The sequence below is a fragment of the Thalassiella azotivora genome (assembly GCF_054781695.1).
This window is the reverse complement of sequence record NZ_BAAGTX010000005.1, coordinates 30,346-50,047: the sequence shown is the minus strand read 5'-3', so window position 1 is coordinate 50,047 and position 19,702 is coordinate 30,346. Positions and strand designations below refer to the sequence as shown.

19 protein-coding genes and 4 tRNA genes are annotated in these 19,702 nt (G+C 75.5%); 18 read left to right on the top strand and 5 right to left on the bottom strand.

The annotated features are described in order from the left end of the window. Positions 1 to 100: 100 nt before the first annotated feature. The gene (gene rsgA / locus ACYVQV_RS04825) at positions 101 to 1,204 is read left to right on the top strand and encodes a ribosome small subunit-dependent GTPase A (RefSeq protein WP_461022127.1); all 1,104 of its coding nucleotides are present in this window, start codon (positions 101 to 103) and stop codon (positions 1,202 to 1,204) included. A 44-nt stretch (positions 1,205 to 1,248) separates the two neighbouring features. Then, complete coding sequence (locus tag ACYVQV_RS04820; RefSeq protein ID WP_461022126.1) at positions 1,249 to 2,508, top strand: amidohydrolase; 1,260 nt, start codon at positions 1,249 to 1,251, stop codon at positions 2,506 to 2,508. Between the two features lie 46 nt (positions 2,509 to 2,554). Here the strand turns inward: ACYVQV_RS04820 and ACYVQV_RS04815 are convergent. The 3 genes from ACYVQV_RS04815 to ACYVQV_RS04805 form a co-directional block, all read right to left on the bottom strand. Continuing rightward, positions 2,555 to 2,629: transfer RNA gene (locus ACYVQV_RS04815), tRNA-Val, on the bottom strand. Between the two features lie 24 nt (positions 2,630 to 2,653). Then, positions 2,654 to 2,724 (bottom strand) — tRNA-Cys (locus tag ACYVQV_RS04810). A gap of 31 nt (positions 2,725 to 2,755) precedes the next feature. Beyond that, a tRNA-Gly gene (locus ACYVQV_RS04805) sits at positions 2,756 to 2,828 on the bottom strand. 107 nt (positions 2,829 to 2,935) lie between these two features. On the opposite strand from ACYVQV_RS04805, the gene ACYVQV_RS04800 reads away from it, so the two are divergent. Both ACYVQV_RS04800 and ACYVQV_RS04795 read left to right on the top strand, forming a co-directional pair. Continuing rightward, the gene (locus ACYVQV_RS04800) at positions 2,936 to 3,973 is read left to right on the top strand and encodes a chorismate-binding protein (RefSeq protein ID WP_461022125.1); all 1,038 of its coding nucleotides are present in this window, start codon (positions 2,936 to 2,938) and stop codon (positions 3,971 to 3,973) included. Then, entirely contained in the window at positions 3,970 to 4,839 is an 870-nt protein-coding gene (locus ACYVQV_RS04795; protein WP_461022124.1) for an aminotransferase class IV, read from the top strand. Before ACYVQV_RS04800 ends, ACYVQV_RS04795 begins: the two co-directional genes overlap by 4 nt. A 54-nt stretch (positions 4,840 to 4,893) precedes the next feature. Here the strand turns inward: ACYVQV_RS04795 and ACYVQV_RS04790 are convergent, their stop codons facing one another. Next, positions 4,894 to 5,310 carry an SsgA family sporulation/cell division regulator gene (locus ACYVQV_RS04790; protein ID WP_461022123.1) on the bottom strand — a complete coding sequence of 139 codons (417 nt, stop codon included), beginning with the start codon at positions 5,308 to 5,310 and terminating at the stop codon, positions 4,894 to 4,896. Positions 5,311 to 5,606: 296 nt separating this feature from the next. Between ACYVQV_RS04790 and ACYVQV_RS04785 the strand changes: the two genes are divergently transcribed. The 5 genes from ACYVQV_RS04785 (at position 5,607) to ACYVQV_RS04765 (ending at position 9,694) form a co-directional block, all read left to right on the top strand. Next, complete coding sequence (locus ACYVQV_RS04785; RefSeq protein WP_461022122.1) at positions 5,607 to 6,089, top strand: PGPGW domain-containing protein; 483 nt, start codon at positions 5,607 to 5,609, stop codon at positions 6,087 to 6,089. A gap of 84 nt (positions 6,090 to 6,173) precedes the next feature. Beyond that, positions 6,174 to 6,245, top strand: a tRNA-Val gene (locus ACYVQV_RS04780). Between the two features lie 104 nt (positions 6,246 to 6,349). Further along, entirely contained in the window at positions 6,350 to 6,943 is a 594-nt protein-coding gene (locus ACYVQV_RS04775) for an MOSC N-terminal beta barrel domain-containing protein (protein ID WP_461022121.1), read from the top strand. A gap of 97 nt (positions 6,944 to 7,040) precedes the next feature. Then, entirely contained in the window at positions 7,041 to 9,092 is a 2,052-nt protein-coding gene (gene thrS, locus ACYVQV_RS04770; RefSeq protein WP_461022120.1) for a threonine--tRNA ligase, read from the top strand. A gap of 128 nt (positions 9,093 to 9,220) precedes the next feature. Further along, positions 9,221 to 9,694 carry an HIT family protein gene (locus tag ACYVQV_RS04765; protein WP_461022232.1) on the top strand — a complete coding sequence of 158 codons (474 nt, stop codon included), beginning with the start codon at positions 9,221 to 9,223 and terminating at the stop codon, positions 9,692 to 9,694. Between the two features lie 9 nt (positions 9,695 to 9,703). Here ACYVQV_RS04765 and ACYVQV_RS04760 read toward each other — a convergent pair whose 3' ends face one another. Beyond that, on the bottom strand, positions 9,704 to 11,881 hold the full coding sequence (locus ACYVQV_RS04760) for an elongation factor G-like protein EF-G2 (RefSeq protein ID WP_461022119.1): 2,178 nt from the start codon (positions 11,879 to 11,881) through the stop codon (positions 9,704 to 9,706). Between the two features lie 207 nt (positions 11,882 to 12,088). Here ACYVQV_RS04760 and pgsA point away from each other — a divergent pair, with 207 nt between their 5' ends. From pgsA to ACYVQV_RS04715, 9 genes are all read left to right on the top strand, one after another. Beyond that, complete coding sequence (gene pgsA, locus ACYVQV_RS04755; RefSeq protein WP_461022118.1) at positions 12,089 to 12,739, top strand: phosphatidylinositol phosphate synthase; 651 nt, start codon at positions 12,089 to 12,091, stop codon at positions 12,737 to 12,739. 9 nt (positions 12,740 to 12,748) lie between these two features. Beyond that, entirely contained in the window at positions 12,749 to 13,756 is a 1,008-nt protein-coding gene (locus ACYVQV_RS04750) for a phosphatidylinositol mannoside acyltransferase (RefSeq protein ID WP_461022117.1), read from the top strand. Next, a complete protein-coding gene (locus ACYVQV_RS04745; protein ID WP_461022116.1) occupies positions 13,753 to 14,913 on the top strand; it encodes a glycosyltransferase family 4 protein in 1,161 nt (386 codons plus the stop codon). Before ACYVQV_RS04750 ends, ACYVQV_RS04745 begins: the two co-directional genes overlap by 4 nt. A gap of 2 nt (positions 14,914 to 14,915) precedes the next feature. Beyond that, the gene (locus tag ACYVQV_RS04740; RefSeq protein ID WP_461022115.1) at positions 14,916 to 15,572 is read left to right on the top strand and encodes a hypothetical protein; all 657 of its coding nucleotides are present in this window, start codon (positions 14,916 to 14,918) and stop codon (positions 15,570 to 15,572) included. Between the two features lie 140 nt (positions 15,573 to 15,712). Next, on the top strand, positions 15,713 to 16,651 hold the full coding sequence (pdxS, locus tag ACYVQV_RS04735; RefSeq protein WP_461022114.1) for a pyridoxal 5'-phosphate synthase lyase subunit PdxS: 939 nt from the start codon (positions 15,713 to 15,715) through the stop codon (positions 16,649 to 16,651). Positions 16,652 to 16,867: 216 nt separating this feature from the next. Beyond that, positions 16,868 to 17,554 carry a hypothetical protein gene (locus tag ACYVQV_RS04730; RefSeq protein WP_461022113.1) on the top strand — a complete coding sequence of 229 codons (687 nt, stop codon included), beginning with the start codon at positions 16,868 to 16,870 and terminating at the stop codon, positions 17,552 to 17,554. A gap of 5 nt (positions 17,555 to 17,559) precedes the next feature. Next, positions 17,560 to 17,886: a transcriptional regulator gene (locus ACYVQV_RS04725; protein WP_461022231.1), complete on the top strand. Its 327-nt coding sequence runs from the start codon at positions 17,560 to 17,562 to the stop codon at positions 17,884 to 17,886. Next, entirely contained in the window at positions 17,879 to 18,892 is a 1,014-nt protein-coding gene (locus ACYVQV_RS04720; RefSeq protein ID WP_461022112.1) for an ABC transporter ATP-binding protein, read from the top strand. The genes ACYVQV_RS04725 and ACYVQV_RS04720 overlap by 8 nt, the downstream gene beginning before the upstream one ends. Continuing rightward, positions 18,889 to 19,698, top strand: coding sequence for an ABC transporter permease (locus ACYVQV_RS04715; RefSeq protein WP_461022111.1), 810 nt, complete (start codon positions 18,889 to 18,891; stop codon positions 19,696 to 19,698). Before ACYVQV_RS04720 ends, ACYVQV_RS04715 begins: the two co-directional genes overlap by 4 nt. The last annotated feature ends 4 nt before the right edge of the window (positions 19,699 to 19,702 follow it).

Sequence of the window (19,702 nt, the reverse complement as noted above, 5' to 3'; positions counted from 1 at the left end):
CCCCCGCGGTGCGCCCGCGGCCCGTTCGAAGGACCACCCGTTGACCTCGAAACCCCGACCCCCCGGCCCCGGACGGGACCGGCCCCCCTCCGCCGCGCGCGTGCTGGCCCGCGTCCTGCGCGCGGACCGCGGCGCCGCCGACGTGCTGGTCACGCCGCTCGTGGGCGCGCCCGCCGACGCCCCTCGTGACCCCGCCGCGGGCGTCACCGCCGAGCAGGCGGCGCCGTCGCCACCGGACGCCGTGGAGGCGGGGCCGGCACCGCGCAGGGTGCGCGTGCGCTGGGACCCGGCGCTGACCCGCCGGGTGGCCGGTGCGCCGTCCGCCGCCCCCGTCGCTGGCGACTGGGTCGTCCTGAGCACGGGCGACCCCGCCCCGGACGCCGGGACCCTGCTGCGCGAGGTGCTGCCCCGCCGCACGGTCCTGGCCCGGGCCCAGGTGGCCCGCGGCTCGTCGCAGGACCAGGTCCTCGCGGCCAACGTCGACGTCGTCGCCGTCGTCGAGGGCATGCACCCCGACCTCGACCTCGGCCGGCTGGAGCGCCTGCTCGCGCTCGCCTGGGCGTCCGGTGCCGAGCCCCTCGTCGTCCTCACGAAGGCGGACCTCGTCGCCGTACCGGACGACCTCGTCGCGGACGCCGCCGCGATCGCCCCCGGGGTCGAGGTGCTCGCCGTCTCCTCCACCACCGGTGCCGGGCTGCGACCCCTGCACGCCCGGCTGGCGGCCGGGGCCACGCTCGCCCTGGTCGGCGCGTCCGGCGTCGGCAAGTCCTCGCTGGTCAACGCCCTGACCGGGTCCGACCGCGCGGCGACCAGCGTCCTGCGCCGCGACGGCAAGGGCCGGCACACCACCGTCGCCCGCGAGCTGCACCTCCTCGCCTCGGGCGGAGGGGTGCTGGACACGCCGGGTCTGCGGTCCGTGGGGCTGTCCGGGAGCGAGCCGCTCGACGAGGTGTTCGCCGACATCGAGGACCTCGCCACGGGCTGCCGCTACCGCGACTGCAGCCACGAGCACGAGCCCGGGTGCGCCGTCCTGGCCGCGGTGGACGCCGGCACGCTGCCCGAGCGCCGCCTGACCAGCCACCGGCGTCTGCAGCGGGAGCTGGCCTACCGCGCCGCCCGCGTCGACGCCCGGCTGCGGGCCCAGCGGGAGGGGCGCTGGAAGGCCGTGCACCGGGAGGTCCGGCGCCGCGGGCACCGGCCGTGACGACGCCACCGCCCTCGACGCGGGGACCGGGACAGCGTCTCGGGATGACCGACCCGCGACCCGCCCCCGACGACGCCGACGGTGGCGGCGACCTGCTCCTGCGCGGCGTCCGCCCCTGGGCGCGCGAACCCGACGACGAGGCGGTCGACGTGCTCGTCCGCGCCGGTCGGGTGGCGCGGGTCGCCTCGCCGGTCCCGCCCCCTGCCGGGGTCCCGGTCGTGGACTGCGGCGGCGGGGTGCTGGTCCCCGCGCTCGCCGACGTGCACGCCCACCTGGACTCCACCCGGCTCGGCCTGCCCTTCCGGCCCCACACCGCCGAGCCGGGTCTGGCCGGTCTGGTGGAGAACGACCGGCGGCACTGGCGCTCCGCCGAGCGTCCGGTCACCGACCGCGCCACCTACACGCTCGGGCGCACCATCGCCTCCGGCGCCACCCGGGTGCGCAGCCACGCGCAGGTCGACACCGACAGCGGGCTCGAGCGGCTCGAGGGGGTGCTCGCGGCCCGCGAGGCGCACCGGGAGCGCGCCGCGGTCGAGGTCGTCGCCTTCCCCCAGCGCGGCATCCTGCGCGACCGCGGGACGGCCGAGCTGCTGGAGGAGGCGCTGCGAGCCGGTGCCGACCTGGTCGGCGGGATCGACCCGTGCGCCCTCGACCGGGACCCGGTCCGCCACCTGGACGTGGTCTTCGGTGTGGCCGAGCGGCACGGCTGCGGGGTCGACCTGCACCTGCACGAGACCGGGGAGCTCGGGGCGTTCACCCTCGAGCTGGTCTGCGAGCGCGTCGCGGCGCTGTCGATGCAGGGGAGGGTGACGGTCAGCCACGCGTTCGCCCTCTCGAGCGTGGACCGCGACCGCCGGACAGCGCTGGTCGACCTGCTCGGCGCCCACGACGTCGCGGTGACCACCGTCGCCCCCGGCGTCCGGGAGCCCCTGCCGCTCGACGCGTTGCGTCGCGCCGGCGTCCGCGTCGGGCTCGGCCAGGACGGGATCCGCGACTACTGGTCTCCCTACGGTGACGGGGACGTCCTCGGTCGGGCGTGGCAGCTCGCCTACCGCTCGGGGTCGCGGCGCGACGAGGACGTCGAGACGTGCGTCGAGGTGGCCTCGCTCGGCGGGGCGGCGGTGCTGGGGGAGCAGCTGCCGGGGCGGGGTGTCGAGGTCGGCGCGCCGGCGGACCTGCTCGTCCTCGCCGCGGACAGCGTCACGGCCGCGGTGATGGACCGGCCCGACGCGCGGGTCGTCGTGCGCGCCGGTCGCGTCGTCGCCCGTGACGGGGAGCTCGTCGGCGAGGTCGGGCCGGGGTGACGGGCCGCACGACGAAGGCCCCAGGTCGCTGACCTGGGGCCTTGCGTGGTGGGCGATACTGGGTTCGAACCAGTGACCTCTTCCGTGTCAAGGAAGCGCGCTACCGCTGCGCCAATCGCCCGAACGAGACTCCGAACGGTGTCCGAGGTGGAGACGGGATTTGAACCCGTGTAGACGGCTTTGCAGGCCGTTGCCTCGCCTCTCGGCCACTCCACCGCGAGGCGTTGCCCTCAGGGCGGTGCCTCCGAGCGGACGACGGGATTCGAACCCGCGACCCTCACCTTGGCAAGGTGATGCTCTACCAACTGAGCCACGTCCGCACGCTGCCTCGGGCTGGTGCCCTCGGCGTGCGTCGGAGACTCTAACCGGTCGGGTTCGTCGGAGTCCAACCGGGGGTTCCGGCGCGTCACCCGGTACCTTCCGCGCCGTGGTGAGCGCCTGGTTCGACGGCCTGCTCGCCCGCGACCTCGCCGAGGCCGTCGACCTGGCCGACGACCCCGACGCCCTGGACCGCGGCGGGTGGTGGGCCGTCGTCGCCGACTTCGAGGGGCGGGTCCGGGCCTGGCGCTTCGCCGACGTCCGGCCCTCGCCGCTGCCGCCGGCACCCGGGCCGTGGCGGGGGCCGCGCGCCGCCGACTGGACGACGTCCCTGGACGAGCCGGCGTACGTCGCGGGCGTGCACGCGGTGCGCGAGCTGGTGCGCGCGGGGGAGGTGTACCAGGTCAACCTGTGCCGGGTGCTGTCCGCCGCCCTGCCCCCCCGCGCCGGCGGCCCGTGGGCGCTGGCCACCCGGCTGGCCCGGGGCAACCCCGCCCCGTACGCGGGGGTGCTCGACCTCGGCGCCGAGTGGGTCGTGTCGGCGTCCCCCGAGCTCTTCCTGCGGCGTGAGGGGGACGCCCTGACCTCGGCGCCGATCAAGGGCACCGCGGCCACGGCCGGCGGCCTGCTCGGCAAGGACCGGGCCGAGAACCTCATGATCACCGACCTGGTCCGCAACGACCTGCACCGCGTCTGCCGGCCGGGCACGGTCGCGGTGCCGTCCCTGCTCGCCCTCGAGCAGCACCCCGGGCTGGTCCACCTGGTCTCGAGCGTCACCGGCCGCCTGCGCGAAGGGGTCGGCTGGCGGGAGGTCCTGGCAGCCACCCTCCCGCCCGGGTCGGTCTCCGGCGCCCCGAAGTGGACCGCCCTGCAGGCGATCCGCCGGCTCGAGCCGGTGCCCCGGGGCCCGTACTGCGGCGCGGTCGGCTACGTCGACGCGGACCGGGGGACCGCGCGGCTGGCCGTGGGCATCCGGACCTTCTGGGGCGAGCCCGGCCCGACGGGGACGGTCCTGCGCTTCGGCACCGGTGCGGGGATCACGTGGGGCTCGGACCCGCTGGGGGAGTGGCGGGAGACCGAGCTGAAGGCCGCACGCCTCGTGCGGCTCGCGTCGACCGTCGACGGGCCTGGCACCATCAGCCCATGACCGAGGCGAGGGCGGCGGACGCGTCCGCGGGCGTGGTGGTGTGGGTCGACGGTCGGGTGCGGGACGCGCGGACCGCCAGCGTGCCCGCGCTCGACCACGGGATGACCGTCGGCGACGGGGTCTTCGAGACCTGCAAGGTCGTGCACGGTGCGCCGTTCGCCCTGACGCTGCACCTGCGGCGCCTGGACCGCTCCGCCGCCGGCCTCGGGCTGCCCCGACCCGACCACGACCGGGTGCGCGAGGCGACGGAGGCGGTGCTGTCGCGGGTCGACGCGCCGCTGGCCAGGTTGCGGATCACCTGGACCGCGGGAGCCGGACCGCTCGGCTCGGACCGCGCGGGCGCCGAGCCGACCCTCGTGGTCGCCGCCTCGGCCAGCAGGCCGTGGCCGGCCGGGGCCGGTGCCGTGCGCGTGCCGTGGGTGCGCAACGAGCGGTCCGCGACGGCGGGGCTGAAGACGACGTCCTACGCCGAGAACGTCGTCGCGCTCGCGTACGCGCACGAGCGAGGCGGCAGCGAGGCGCTCCTGGCCAACACCCGGGGCGAGCTGTGCGAGGGGACCGGTTCCAACGTGGTGGTGCGCGTGGCGGACGAGCTCGTCACGCCCCCGCTGGACGGCGGCGCGCTCGCCGGGGTCACGAGGGCCCTGCTGCTGCGGTGGGCGGCCGAGGAGGGTCTGCCCGTCGTGGAGCGGGTCCTGCCCTTCGACGTCCTGGAGGACGCACCCGAGGTGCTGCTCACCTCGTCCACCCGCGACGTGCAGCCGCTCGCCCACCTCGACGGCCGTCCCCTGGAGACGTCCGAGCTGGGCCGGGCGGCCGTCGACCTGTTCGCTCGTCGCGCGGCCGAGGACCCCGACCCGAGCTGAGCCGACCCGACTGAGGCGACCCGCCGGGTCCGGGGAATCAGGGGGTCCGGGGACTCAGGACAGCAGCGAGGCGATCTCCGCGTCCAGGTCCACGAAGTGCGCCTCCTGGCCGGGCGGCACGATGCGCGTGGTGCGGGCGAGGAAGTCCGCGACGTCCGACCGGTCGGCCTCGAGCACCGCCTGGCCGTCCGGCGACGACAGGGAGATCAGCAGCAGGTCGCTGCCGGCGCGCTGGCCGGGCCAGATGTGCACGTCCCCCTGGCCGCCCGGCCCGGTCATGCCCTCGATGAGCAGGTCGCGGCCGAAGACCCACTCGACGCTGACGTCCTCGCCGCGGAAGGCGACGGTGACGGCGTAGGGGTCCCGGGCGGAGTACCGCAGCGAGACGGGCAGGGACACGGCGTCCGAGTCCGGGACGACGAGTCGGAGGTCGATCGCGACGTCGACGTCGACGTGGGGTGTCGAGGACACGGGGGCCTCCGTGGGACTCGTGCGGACGGGTACCGGACCCGGCCGGGGACGGGTGCTGCTGAGGTGAGGGTTCCCACCCCGGACCCGGACCAAACCCGGATCCGAGGACGAGTTCTGCCGTACGGGGGACCTGCGCGCCACCGTTGCGGGCGGTCCCGGCGTCCGCTGCCCCCGGGTCGGAGCAACGCGCACCGCCCGAGTGACCCGTCGTCGCAGCCGGTGACGGTCGCGGCCGCGCGTCACCCGCCTGCTGCGACGCACCCCCTCCCGTCGCGCAGCGCTACTAGGCTGCCGCCGTGAGCGACCGCGCCCCCAGTCCGCCCCTGCGTGACACCCGTGAGGACGCCAACTGGGTGGTCGACGCGGACGAGGACCGCTGGGAGTGGCGTCGGCGAATCCGCTCCGACCCCCGCAAGCACCGCGTCTACCGGGTGTGCGTGGGTGTGCTGGGCGCGGTGCTGATCCTGCTCGGCGCCGCCACCGGCTGGCTGCCGGGCCCGGGGGGCATCCCCCTGGTGCTGGCCGGGCTCGCCGTCCTGGCCAGCGAGTTCGAGTGGGCCCAGCGGATCCTCGAGCGCGCCCGTCGTGCGCTGCACCGGGGCGGCCTCTGGCTGCGGCGCCAGCCGCGCTGGGTGTCCTGGCTGGGTGGCGCCGGGACGGCCGCCGGAGTGGCCGTGGGGGTGTGGGTCGCGCTCGCGGTCTTCGGCTACCCGGCGTTCACGCCGGAGGCCGTGGCCGGGTACCTCGGTGGACTGCCCGGGGTCGACGCCGCCGACTGACCGCGCGGCCGCCCGCCGGTCCCTCGTGCACCGCGTGGGGGTGTGCTGGGCGTGCTGCCGGATCGGGTATGGTTTCCCCGCGCCGGGCGATTGGCTCAGTGGTAGAGCGCCTCGTTCACACCGAGGAGGTCACTGGTTCGAACCCAGTATCGCCCACCGGATCGAGGGCCCCGTGGTCAGCTGACCACGGGGCCCTCGTCGTCTGCTCGCCGCCGGCCGGCCCGGCGCCCGCCGGTGGGGCGGCGCGTTACGGTCGTGGGATGAGCACCGGTCAGGACGGCGACGTCGTCGGGACGGTCACCGCGCTGCGCCGCTACCCGCTGAAGTCCGCGGGCGGTCAGGACCTCGATGCGGTGGACGTCGGCGCCGACGGCCTGCGCGACGACCGCCGCTGGGCGCTGGTCGACCCGCACGGCGCCCCGCTGACCGCCAAGGAGCGGCCGCGCCTTCGCGAGGTGAGCGCGCGGGTCGTCGAGGGCGCGCTGCTCACCGAACCCGCGCTCCAGCAGGTGGTGGGGGACCACGAGGTGGTGGACGAGCCGGGCGGTCACCAGCGGGTCGCCGCGGTCCACCTCGTCAGCGAGGACGCGCACGCCGCCGCGGACGCCCCCGGGGGCTGCGACCCCTTCCCGCGCGCCAACCTCGTGCTGCGCCTCGACCGGCCCGGCGACGAGCGCCACTGGGTGGGTCGCGAGCTGCAGGTCGGCGCCGTCCGGCTCGGCGTCACCCGCGAGCCGCGCAGCTGCCTCGGTGTGTACGCCGAGGTGCTGCGGCCCGGTCGGGTCGCCGTCGGCGACGAGGTCCGGGTGCGGCCGCAGCCGCCGGGGACGACGTCCGACCCCGCCGCGGGCTGACGGCGGGCGCGGGCTGGCTGCAGGCGCGGCTTGCCGACGACGACGCGCGCGGACGCGGCGACGCCGCCGGGCGGTCACACCGCCCGCCGTCGATACGATGCCCGGACGCGGGGCCCGCCGGTCCCGACCACCGACTCGAGGAGCCTTCGTGCCTGCCCAGCTGACCGTGTCCGTCGCCGGTGACGAGCGAGCGGTCGAGCCGGGCACCACGGCGGCGGCCCTGTTCGAGGACCGGGCCGTGGTCGTCGTCCGCGTCAACGGCGAGCTGCGCGACCTCGACCACGCGGTCGCCGACGGCGACGTGGTCGAGCCCGTGCGCATCGACGAGCCGGACGGGCTCGCGGTCCTGCGGCACTCGACCGCGCACGTCCTCGCCCAGGCGGTGCAGGAGGTGTTCCCCGACGCCCGCCTCGGGATCGGGCCGCCGGTCACCGACGGCTTCTACTACGACTTCGACGTCGAGACGCCGTTCACCCCCGAGGACACCAAGCGCCTCGAGAAGGTCATGCAGCGGATCGTCAAGGAGGGCCAGACGTTCGCCCGCCGCGTCGTCACCGACGAGGAGGCGCGCGCCGAGCTGGCCGACGAGCCCTACAAGCTCGAGCTGATCGGGCTGAAGGGCTCGGCCGGCGAGGCGGCCGAGGGCGCGTCCGCCGAGGTCGGCGCCGGCGAGCTGACGATCTACGACAACCTCAAGCGCGACGGCTCCCTCGCCTGGAAGGACCTGTGCCGCGGGCCCCACCTGCCCTCCACCCGGCTGATCGGCAACGGCTTCGCGCTGACGCGTACCGCGGCCGCCTACTGGCGGGGCAGCGAGAAGAACCCCCAGCTGCAGCGCGTCTACGGCACGGCGTGGCCGAGCAAGGACGAGCTCAAGGCCTACCAGGAGCGGGTCGCCGAGGCGGAGCGGCGCGACCACCGGCGCCTGGGCGCCGAGCTGGACCTGTTCTCCTTCCCCGACGAGATCGGTTCCGGCCTGCCGGTGTTCCACCCCAGGGGCGGCATCATCCGGATGGAGATGGAGGACTACTCGCGGCGGCGCCACGTCGCCGCCGGGTACGACTTCGTCAACACGCCGCACATCACCAAGGCCCACCTGTTCGAGACGTCCCGCCACCTCGAGTGGTACGCGGACGGCATGTACCCGCCGATGCACGTCGACGAGGAGCGGGACGCCGAGGGGCAGGTCACTCGCAAGGGGCAGGACTACTACCTCAAGCCGATGAACTGCCCGATGCACAACCTGGTGTACCGCTCGCGCGGCCGCTCCTACCGCGAGCTGCCGCTGCGCCTCTTCGAGTTCGGCGGGGTCTACCGGTACGAGAAGTCCGGGGTCGTGCACGGCCTGACCCGCGCCCGCGGCTTCACCCAGGACGACGCGCACATCTACTGCACCCGCGAGCAGATGAAGGACGAGCTGGGCTCGTTGCTGACGTTCGTCCTGGACCTGCTGAAGGACTACGGCCTCGACGACTTCTACCTCGAGCTGTCCACCCGCGACCCCGACAAGTCCGTCGGCGACGACGCCACCTGGGAGCAGGCGACGCGCACCCTCGAGGAGGTCGCCGTGGCCTCCGGGCTCGACCTCGTGCCGGACCCGGGCGGCGCCGCCTTCTACGGCCCGAAGATCTCCGTCCAGGCCAAGGACGCGATCGGGCGGACCTGGCAGCTGTCCACCATCCAGCTCGACTTCTTCGAGCCCGAGCTGTTCGAGCTGGAGTACACCGCGCCGGACGGCACCCGGCAGCGGCCGGTGATGATCCACCGCGCCCTCTTCGGGTCCATCGAGCGGTTCTTCGGCGTCCTGCTGGAGCACTACGCCGGAGCCTTCCCCCCGTGGCTGGCGCCCGTGCAGGTCGTCGGCATCCCCGTCGCGTCCGACTTCGCCCCGTACCTGGACGACGTCGCGGCCCGGCTGCGCGAGCAGGGCGTGCGCGTGGAGGTCGACGACTCCGACGACCGGATGCAGAAGAAGATCCGCACCCACACCAAGGCCAAGGTGCCGTTCCTGCTCATCGCCGGTGGCGAGGACGCCGCGGCCGGCGCGGTGAGCTTCCGCTTCCGCGACGGTCGCCAGGACAACGGCGTCCCGGTCGACGAGGCGGTGCGCCGGATCGTCGCCGCCGTCCGCTCCCGCGAGCAGGTCTGAGCGTGCCGGCCGGACCTCCCCCCGCGGACGAGGCGGGACCGGACCACCGCTCGGACCACCCCTCCGACCACCCTGGCGACCACCCGGGCGAACCGGACGGGTTCGAGCGCCTGTGGACCCCGCACCGGATGGTCTACCTCGAGGGCGAGGACAAGCCCGCGGACACCGACGCCGGCCCCCAGTGCCCGTTCTGCCGGGTGCGGCAGGTGGACGACGAGACCGGGCTCGTCGTCCACCGGGGGCAGACCGCGTTCGTCGTGCTCAACCTCTACCCGTACAACCCCGGCCACCTCATGGTCTGCCCGTACCGGCACGTGGCCGACTACACCGACCTGACCGACGACGAGGTGGCCGAGGTGGCCGCGCACACCCGCACCGCCATGCGCGTCGTCCGGCAGGTGTCCGCCCCGCACGGCTTCAACCTCGGCATGAACCAGGGAGCGGTCGCCGGTGCGGGCATCGCCGGCCACCTGCACCAGCACGTCGTGCCGCGCTGGGGTGGCGACGCGAACTTCCTGCCCATCATCGGCCGGACGAAGGCCCTGCCGGTGCTGCTGGGCGAGACGCGGGAGCGGCTCGCGGCCGCCTGGCCGCGGAGCTGACCCCGGCGGCTACGCCGTCCCCTCGGTGCCCGCCGTCAGCCGGTCCGTCACGTGACCGGGCGCCGGGGAGTGGCGCAGGTACTCCCGGCTGAACGTCCCCGTGCCGTGGGCGATGGCCCGCAGGTCCGACGCGTACCGGGTCAGCTCGAAGGCCGGCACCTCGGCCTGGACCTGCGAGCGGCCGGACCCGACGGGTTCCGTGCCGCGCACCCGCCCCCGCCGCGTCGCCAGGTCGGACAGGACGGCGCCGACGAACTCGTCGTCGCACACCACGGTGACGACGTCCACCGGCTCGAGCAGCTGGACACCCGCCGCTGCCGCCGCCTCGCGCAGCGCCAGCGCCCCCGCGGTCTGGAAGGCAGCGTCGGAGGAGTCGACGCTGTGGGCCTTGCCGCCGACCAGGGTCACCCTGACGTCGGTCATCGGGTAGCCCGTCACCCCGCGCTCGAGCTGGGCGCGCACGCCCTTCTCCACGCTCGGGATGAACTGGCGGGGCACGGCGCCGCCGACGACCTTGTCGACGAACTCGAAGCCCGCCCCCTCCGGCAGCGGCTCCACCTCGACGTCGGCGACGGCGTACTGGCCGTGCCCGCCGGACTGCTTGACGTGCCGGCCGGTGGCCGAGCCGCGACCGCGGACCGTCTCCCGCACGGCGACCCGCACCGGCGCCGTCTCGACGTCGACCCCGTGCCGCGTCCGCAGCCGGTCCAGCAGGACGTCGAGCTGCTGCTCGCCCATCGCCCACAGCACCATCTGGTGCGTGGCGGCGTCGACCTCCACGCGCACCGTCGGGTCCTCGGCCTGCAACCGGGCCAGACCCTGCAGCAGGCGGTCCTCCTCGCTGCTGGTGCGAGCGGAGATCGCCACCGGCAGCAGCGGCTGCGGCATCACCCACGGCTCCATCACCGCGGGGTCCGCCGGGTCCGACAGCGTGTCCCCCGTCTCGGCGTGGGCCAGGCGGGAGACGGCCACCAGGTCACCGGCGACGGCGCGGGTCACCGGCGTCAGCGTCGCACCCAGCGGCCGGGAGATCGTGCCCACCTTCTCGTCGAGGTCGTGCTCGGCGTGCCACGCCTCGTCCTGGGGGTGGCCGGAGAACCGCGCGAAGTGCCCGCTGACGTGCACCGGCGCGTCCGGCCGCAGCGTGCCGGAGAAGACCCGCACCAGGGACACCCGGCCGACGTAGGGGTCGGTGGTCGTCTTGACCACCTCGGCCACCAGCGGCTCGTCGGCGGTCCCCGACATCGGCTGCCGGGGCGCCCCCGCCGGTGTGTAGACCGGCGGCAGGACGTGCTCGCGCGGCTCGGGGAAGCCGCGGCAGACGACCTCGAGCAGCTCGCGCACCCCCAGCCCGCTGGTCGGCACGCACGGCAGCACCGGGTGGAACGAGGCGCGGGCGACCGCCGTCTCCAGGTCGCCGACGAGGGTGTCGAACGAGACCTGCTCACCGGCCAGGTAGCGGTCCAGCAGGGTGTCGTCCTCGGACTCGGTGATGACCCCCTCGATGAGGGCGTCCCGCCGCACCGCGACCGCCTCGAGGTGCTCGGGGTCCGCGGGACGCACCTCCCGCCCGGACCCGCTGGTGTCGAGCACCGTCGCCGAGAGCAGGGCCAGCAGCCCAGCGGGGGAGTCGTCGTCCGCGAGCAGCGGCAGGTACAGCGGCTGGACACCCTCGCCGAAGACCCGCTGGCAGATGTCGACGACGGTCTCGAAGTCCCCTCGGGGCTGGTCGACGTGCGTCACGACCACCGCGCGCGGCATGCCCACCCCGGCGCACTCCTCCCACACCATCCGGGTGGCGCCGTCGACGCCGTCCACGGCGGAGACCACGAACAGGGCGGCGTCCGCGGCGCGCAGCCCGGCGCGCAGCTCGCCGACGAAGTCGGCGTGCCCGGGGGTGTCGACGAGGTTCAGCCGGACCGGCCCGCCGGGGCCGGTCACCTCCGGGTCGTCGACCACGGTGCTGGCCACGGCCAGGGAGACCGAACGGCCGAGCCGCTTCTCGACGTCCTCGCTGTCGCAGACGGTGCTGCCGTCGGCGACGGAGCCGGCCCGGGGGACGGCGCCGGTGGCCGCGAGCACCGCCTCGACCAGGGTGGTCTTGCCCGCACCCCCGTGGCCCACCAGCACGACGTTGCGGACCCGTCCCGGCGGTCCGCCGTCCTCCGCTCGCGCTCCCGCCGTCACTCTGACCACCCGGTGCGGACCATGGGTGTATGAGACCGCACCTGCCGGGCGCTGCCAACCCCTGGTCGGACGTGGCGCGGCCGGTCGCGGCGATCGGCGCCGCGGGTCACGCGGTGCTCCCGGGACCGCGACGGCCCGACCCGGCTCGCGGCGGCGCCGCGGTCGGTAGGCTGCCCGCGGCCCCAGCCCCGCGACCGACCGGACACCATGCTCAACCGTTACGCCCGTGCCCTCTTCACGCGCCTGCTCACACCGGTCGCCGCGCTCCTGCTGCGGCTCGGGGTGGGCCCGGACGCGGTGACGCTGGTCGGCACGGCCGGGGTGTGCGCCGGCGCGCTGGCCTTCTACCCGCGCGGCGAGCTGCTCGTCGGCACGCTGGTCATCACGGCGTTCGTCTTCTCCGACACGCTCGACGGGATCATGGCGCGTCGGCTGGGCCGCTCCGGGCCCTGGGGCGCCTACCTGGACTCCACGCTCGACCGGGTGGCCGACGCCGCGGTGTTCGGGGCCCTGGTCGCGTGGTTCAGCGGAGCGGGCGACCACCGGCCCACCGCCCTGCTGGCGCTGCTGTGCCTCGTGCTGGGCTCCGTGGTGTCGTACGCCAAGGCGCGCGCCGAGGGCCTGGGCATGACGGCGGACGTCGGTATCGCCGAGCGGGCGGACCGGCTGGTGGCCGTGCTCGTCGCGACGGGGCTGGTCGGCCTGGGGCTGCCCCGCGAGCTGCTGACCGTCGTCCTGGCCGTGCTCGCGGTCGCCAGCCTGGTGACGGTCGTGCAGCGCGTCGTCGTCGTGCGGCGCCAGGCGCTCGCCCGCGCCGGCGCCGCCAACGCGTCCGCCGAGACGTCCGACGGCGCCTGAGGTCTCCCGGTGGCCACCTTGACGGCGCGCGTGCGACGACGGCTGGCGGTCGCCGTCTACCTCGGCGGCTGGCGCGTCGTGCGCCTGCTGCCGGAGCGGCTGGCGTACGCGCTGTTCGCGCTCGTCGCGGACGTCGCCTGGTGGCGGCGCGGCGTCGGTGTGCGTCGGCTGGAGGCCAACCTCGCCCGGGCCCTCGGCACGACCGAGGAGGGCCGGCTGCGCGCTGCCAGCAGGGCGGGGATGCGCTCCTACCTGCGCTACTGGTGCGACGCCTTCCGGCTGCCGGCCTGGTCGCGGGAACGGATCGAGGCCACCTGCCGGATCGAGGGCGACGCGCCGGTGCGCGCCCACCTGGCAGCCGGCCGCGGCGTCGTGCTGGCGCTGTCGCACACGGGCAACTGGGACCACGCCGGGGCGTGGTCGAACCTGCGGCTGGCGCCCGTGACCACGGTCGCGGAGCGCCTGGAGCCCGCTGAGGTCTCCCAGGCGTTCCTGGACTTCCGCCGTCGGCTCGGCATGGAGATCCTCAACCTCGGCGACCCCGACGTCTTCGGCACCCTCGTCCGCCGGCTGCGCGACGGCGGGTTCGTCCCGCTGCTGTCCGACCGGGACCTCACGTCACGGGGCGTCGAGGTCACCCTGCTCGGCGAGCCGGCGCGGATGGCAGCCGGACCGGCCACCCTCGCCGACCTCACCGGCGCCGCCCTGTTCGCCGTCACCATCACCTACGAGCGGCTCGACCCCGCGTCCGCGCGGGCGGCGGGCACCCGCTGGGGCATCGTCGTCCGGATCAGCCCCGAGGTCCCCCCCTCGACCGCCGCCACCCGGCCGGAGCGGGTCGCCGAGATGGTGCAGGCCTGCGCCGACCACCTCAGCGAGGGCATCCGGGCCGCACCGCAGGACTGGCACATGCTGCAGCCGGTGTTCACCGCGGACCTCGACCCGGCGCGGCGCGCGCGGCCGGGCGCCGTGCCACCCGCTCCCCGCGCGGACGCGGGCCCGGGGAGGACCGCGTGAGGGTCGGCATCGTCTGCCCGTACTCGTTCGACGTGCCCGGCGGGGTGCAGTTCCACGTCCGCGACCTCGCCGAGCACCTCATCGCCCATGGCCACGAGGTCAGCGTCCTGGCCCCGGCGGACGACGACACCCCGGTGCCCGGCTACCTGGAGCCGGCCGGGCGCGCCGTCCCCGTGCCCTACAACGGGTCCGTCGCCAGGGTGAACTTCGGCCCGGTCACCAACGCCCGGGTCCGCCGCTGGCTGACCGACGGCGACTTCGACGTCGTCCACATCCACGAGCCCATCACCCCCAGCCTGGCGATCCTCGCGCTGTGGAACGCGACCTGCCCGATCGTCGCGACCTTCCACACCTCGAACCTGCGCTCCCGGGTGATGCAGACCGTCTACCCGGTGGTGCGACCCTCCCTGGAGAAGATCTCGGCCCGGATCGCCGTCAGCGAGGACGCCCGCCGCACCCTGGTCGAGCACCTCGGCGGCGACGCCGTCGTGATCCCCAACGGCGTGTACGTCGACGTGTTCGCCGAGGCCTCGGCCGAACCCCGCTGGCAGGGCACGGAGCAGGCGCCGACCGTGGCGTTCCTGGGTCGCATCGACGAACCCCGCAAGGGCCTGGTGGTGCTCTGCCGGGCCGTGCCCCGGCTGCTCGGGCGCTGGCCCGGGCTGCGGGTCCTCGTCGCCGGCCGCGGGGACGACGCGGACGCGCGCGAGGCGCTCGGTCCCGCCGCGTCGGCGGTGACGTTCCTCGGCGGCGTGCGCGACAGCGAGAAGGCGGCCCTGCTGCGGTCGGTGGACGTCTACGTCGCACCGCAGACCGGCGGCGAGAGCTTCGGCATCGTGCTGGTCGAGGCGATGAGCGCCGGGACCGCCGTCGTCGCCAGCGACCTCGGTGCCTTCCGGCGGGTGCTGGACGACGGCCGGCTCGGCGTGCTGTTCGCCACCGGGGACCACGACGCCCTCGCCGAGGCCGTCGAGGGTCTGCTGGCGGACCCGGGGCGGCGGCGGGCCCTCGCCGCCGCCGGCCACGCCGGGGTGCGGCGGTACGACTGGTCCGTCGTCGCCGAGCAGGTCCTCGCCGTGTACGAGACGGTCGTCTCGCCCCCGGCGCAGGGCACCCAGGCCGGACTGCGCGGCCTCATCTCGCGCTGGAGGTCCTGACCGTGCCGACGACCGTGCCGACGACCGTGGCGACGACCGTGCCCCTGGCCGTGCTCCTGGGCGTGCCCTCCGGAGCGGAGTCGACGCTGACCGTCGTCCTCGTCGTGCTCCTCGTGCTGGGGCTCCTGGCCTGGTACCTGGTGTCGTGCGCCACCCGGCTGGACCGGCTGCACCACCGGGTGGAGACCGCCACCGCGGCGCTGGACAACCAGCTGCTGCGCCGCGCCTCGGCCGCGGGGGCGCTGGCCACGTCGGGCCTGCTCGACCCGGCGAGCGCCCTCCTGGTCGCCGGCGCGGCGGCCGAGGCGGCCGAGGCCGGGCAGGTCCCCGCGCAGGGCGGGGCGGGGGACGCCCCCGGGCCGGGGGACCCGGCGCGGGAGGGGGCCGAGAGCGACCTGAGCCGGGCGCTGCGGGCCACGCTGACCCCGGAGGCGGTGGTCCTCATCAGCCAGGACCCGGTCGGCCGCGACCTGCTCGAGGACCTGCGCGCCGCCTCGGAGCGCGCGGCGCTGGCCCGCAGGTTCCGCAACGACGCCGTCTCCCAGGCCCAGCGCGTCCGGCGCAAGCGCTTCGTGCGCTGGACGCGCCTGGCGGGCCGGGCGCGGATGCCCCGCACGGTCGAGCTGGACGACGAGCTGCCCGAGGCGCTGCGCCGCTGACCGTCGTGGTCGGGAGCGGCCCGGGCCGGGCCTACGATGGGAGGGCGGCCGCGGTGACGCGGCCGGCGGGCGTCCGCCGAGCGAGCCGCCGACGTCCCGGTGCACGAAGTCCAGTCCGACCCTGACGAGCGAGGTCCCCGGTGTCCACCCCCGACCAGTCCGCGACGAGCAGCACGCCGTCGAGCCAGCAGCCCGAGAACGTCGTCGGGACCGCCCGCGTCAAGCGCGGCATGGCGGAGATGCTCAAGGGCGGCGTGATCATGGACGTCGTCACCCCCGAGCAGGCGAAGATCGCCGAGGACGCCGGCGCCGTGGCCGTGATGGCCCTGGAGCGGGTGCCCGCCGACATCCGGGCCCAGGGTGGCGTGTCCCGGATGAGCGACCCCGACATGATCGACGGGATCATCGAGGCCGTGTCCATCCCCGTGATGGCCAAGGCCCGGATCGGTCACTTCGTCGAGGCGCAGGTGCTGCAGTCCCTCGGTGTCGACTACGTGGACGAGTCCGAGGTGCTGACCCCCGCGGACTACGCGAACCACATCGACAAGTGGCAGTTCACCGTTCCGTTCGTCTGCGGCGCCACGAACCTCGGCGAGGCCCTGCGCCGGATCACCGAGGGCGCGGCGATGATCCGCTCCAAGGGCGAGGCCGGTACCGGCGACGTCTCCAACGCCGTCACCCACATGCGCACGATCCGGGCCGAGGTCAACCGCCTGCGCTCGCTCGCGCCCGACGAGCTGTTCGTGGCCGCCAAGGAGCTGCAGGCGCCATACGAGCTGGTCAAGGAGGTGGCCGAGGCAGGCAAGCTGCCCGTCGTCCTGTTCACCGCCGGGGGCATCGCCACGCCGGCCGACGCGGCGATGATGATGCAGCTCGGCGCCGAGGGCGTCTTCGTCGGCTCCGGCATCTTCAAGTCGGGCAACCCGGCCGAGCGCGCCGCCGCGATCGTCAAGGCCACGACCTTCCACGACGACCCCGACGTGCTCGCCAAGGTCTCCCGCGGCCTGGGCGAGGCGATGGTCGGCATCAACGTCGACGACATCCCGGTGCCGCACCGCCTCGCTGAGCGCGGCTGGTAGCACTCCACACGAACGGGAACCCCGTGACCGCGCGACGGTCGCGGGGTTCCGTCGTGCTGACGCCGCGCCGCCGCCGAGTCGGACGAACACGCCGTCGCGCCGCGTCGTCGCACGGCGCGTCCGTCCGGCTCGCGGCGGGGGTTGATCTGGTGAAGTGGTTTGCGGTACAAAGTCAGAGCACTTTGCAGAACAAACCACTGGGGTGAGGGAGACGCCGTGGACGACGCAGCACGGTCGGGGCCGGCGGGGGAGCGCGGCCGTCCGGACGGCGAGGACCCGCAGGAGCTGCCGCTCGACCCCGAGCAGATGCTGGCTCTCCTGCAGGCCGAGCGGGAGCGGACGGCCGTGGCCCTCAACCCCGACCCGCGGATCCTCTTCGGCGCCTGGGGGATCGCCTGGGCGGTGGGCTTCCTGGCGATGTGGAGCAGCGCCTCGGACGCCGCGCCCGTGCGGTTGGGCGAGGGGGTCGCCGGCAGCGTCTTCGGGGCCCTGCTCGCCTCGGCCGCCGTCGTGACGGGCGTGCACATCAGCCGCCGGGCCGCCGGGGTCCGCGGCGTCTCCAGCCGGGTCGGCGCCATGTACGGCTGGACGTGGTTCGTCGCCTTCGGCGCCCTCTTCGCCGTCATGACCGGCGCCTACGCCCAGGGCCTGGACGCGCCCACCGCGGCCCTGCTCTGGTCCGGGATCTCCGCGCTCGTCGTCGGTGCGCTGTACATGGCCGGCGGCGCCGTCTGGCAGGACCCCGTCCAGTTCGGGCTCGGGCTGTGGATCGTCCTGAGCGGCGCCGCCGGGGCCCTCGCCGGCTTCCCGAGCGTGCACCTGGTGATGGCGGTCGCCGGCGGTGGCGGCTTCCTCGCCGCGGCCGCGTGGTTCGCCGTCCGCGGCTCGGGAGGGCGAGGGTGAGCCCGCTGCCCGAGCTCGACCCGGTCATCCACGCCGCGGCCCGGCTCAAGGTGATGGCGAGCCTGGCCGCCCTGCCCCGGGGGGACCGCATCTCCTTCCCCCGCCTGCAGCGCCTGCTGGAGATGACGGCCGGGAACCTGTCCACCCACCTGCGCCGGCTCGAGGACGCCGGCTACGTGGACGTGGACAAGACGCACGAGGGCCGGACCCCCGCGACCTACGTCTCGCTGACCGCGACCGGTCGGACCGCCCTCGACCAGTACACCGACTCGCTGCGCCGGCTGCTGCAACCCGCAGGCGAGCACACGCCCCCAGGAGACCGACGTGCCTGACACCACCTCCCCGGACGGGACGGCGCCGCTCGCCCGTGCCGTCGACGCCACCCGCCGGTTCGGACCGGTCACCGCCCTGGACGGCGTGACCCTCGACGTCCCACCGGGCCAGCTGCTCGGCCTGCTCGGCCCCAACGGCGCCGGCAAGAGCACGCTGCTGTCGCTGCTGACCGGGGTCCGCACGCCGACGACGGGCCGTGTCGAGCTGTTCGGCGGCGACCCGCGCGACCCCGCCAGCCGGCGCTGGCTGGGCAGCACACCCCAGGAGACCGGGCTGCCCCCGACCCTGCGGGTGCGCGAGGTCGTCGACCTCGTCGCCGGCCACTTCGCCGACCCGGTCCCGGTCCCCGAGCTGCTCGAGCAGTTCGGTCTCACCGGGCTGGAGCGACGGCAGACCGGGGGCCTGTCCGGCGGGCAGAAGCGCCGGCTGGTCGTGGCCCTGGCCTTCGTCGGCCGCCCCCGGCTCGTCCTGCTCGACGAGCCCACCACGGGGCTGGACGTCGACGCCCGGCACGCGCTGTGGGGCGCCGTCCGGGACTACCACCAGCGCGGCGGGACCGTCGTCCTGACCAGCCACTACCTCGAGGAGGTGGAGGCGCTGGCGCAGCGCGTGGTCGTCGTCGACCGCGGCCGGGTGCGCGCCGACGGGAGCCTGGACGACGTCAGGTCGGTCGTCGCCACGCGGCGCGTCCGCGTCCGCTGCGCCGGCCTGCCCGAGCTGGCCGGCGTCGAGCGCTCCCTGCGCGAGGGGGACCGGCACGAGCTGTGGACTTCGGACGCCGACCAGCTCGTGCGCGACCTCGTCGCCGCGGGCGTCCCCTTCCGCGACCTGCAGGTCGCCGACGCCTCCCTGGAGGAGGCGTTCCTCGCCCTCACTGCGCAGGGCGCCGACGAGCCGTCGGCAGCGCCGGCCGCACCGCTGCCGTCGTCGTCGCAGCTGCCGCCAGGGGCGACCGACCGACCGCCCCGACCCTCGCGGACCCCGGACCTGGAGACCCAGCGATGAGCACCGCGCCCGCGACCACGACCACGACCACGACCACGCCGCGTCCCGCCGCCGCGCCCAGCCCGCTGCACCTGGCGGCGCTGCACGCGCGCTACCAGTTCCTCGAGACCGTCCGGGTGCCCATCGCCGTCATCGGGACGACGGTGTTCCCCGCGGTGTCGCTGCTCTTCTTCGTCGTCCCGCAGCCCTTCGCCGACGACCCCGTCGCCGCCACCGCCGCCGCCGGCCAGCTCTCCCTGTTCGCGGTGATGAGCGTGTGCCTGTTCACCTACGGCGTGGGCGTGGCCGAGGACCGGGCCCTGCCCTGGGACGCGTACCTGCGGACCATGCCCGTCGGGCCCGTCCCGCGGCTGGTCGGCCGGCTCGTGAACGGCCTGGCGTTCGTCGTCATCGGCCTGGTCCCGCTCGTGCTGATCGCCGCGACGCTCACGGCGGCCACCCTCCCGGTGAGCCGGTTGGCGCTGACCCTCGGCGCGCTCCTGCTCGCCGGCCTGCCGCTGTTCTGCACCGGCATCGCCATCGGGTACTCGCTGTCCACGAAGGCGGCGCTCGCCGTCGCGCAGTCCCTGCTGCTGCCGCTGGCGTTCGGGGGCGGTCTGTTCCTGCCGCCCGAGCTGTTCCCGGGGTGGCTCGACGCCGTCTCCACCACCCTGCCCACCCGGGCCGGTCGCGACCTCGTCGTCGTGGCGACCACCGGGACCGACCTGCCCGGCACCGCGCTGCCCGTGCTGGCCGCGTGGGTCGCGCTCACCGCGTTCCTGGCGGTGTGGGCGTACCGCCGTGACGAGGGCCGGCGGTTCCGCTGACCGC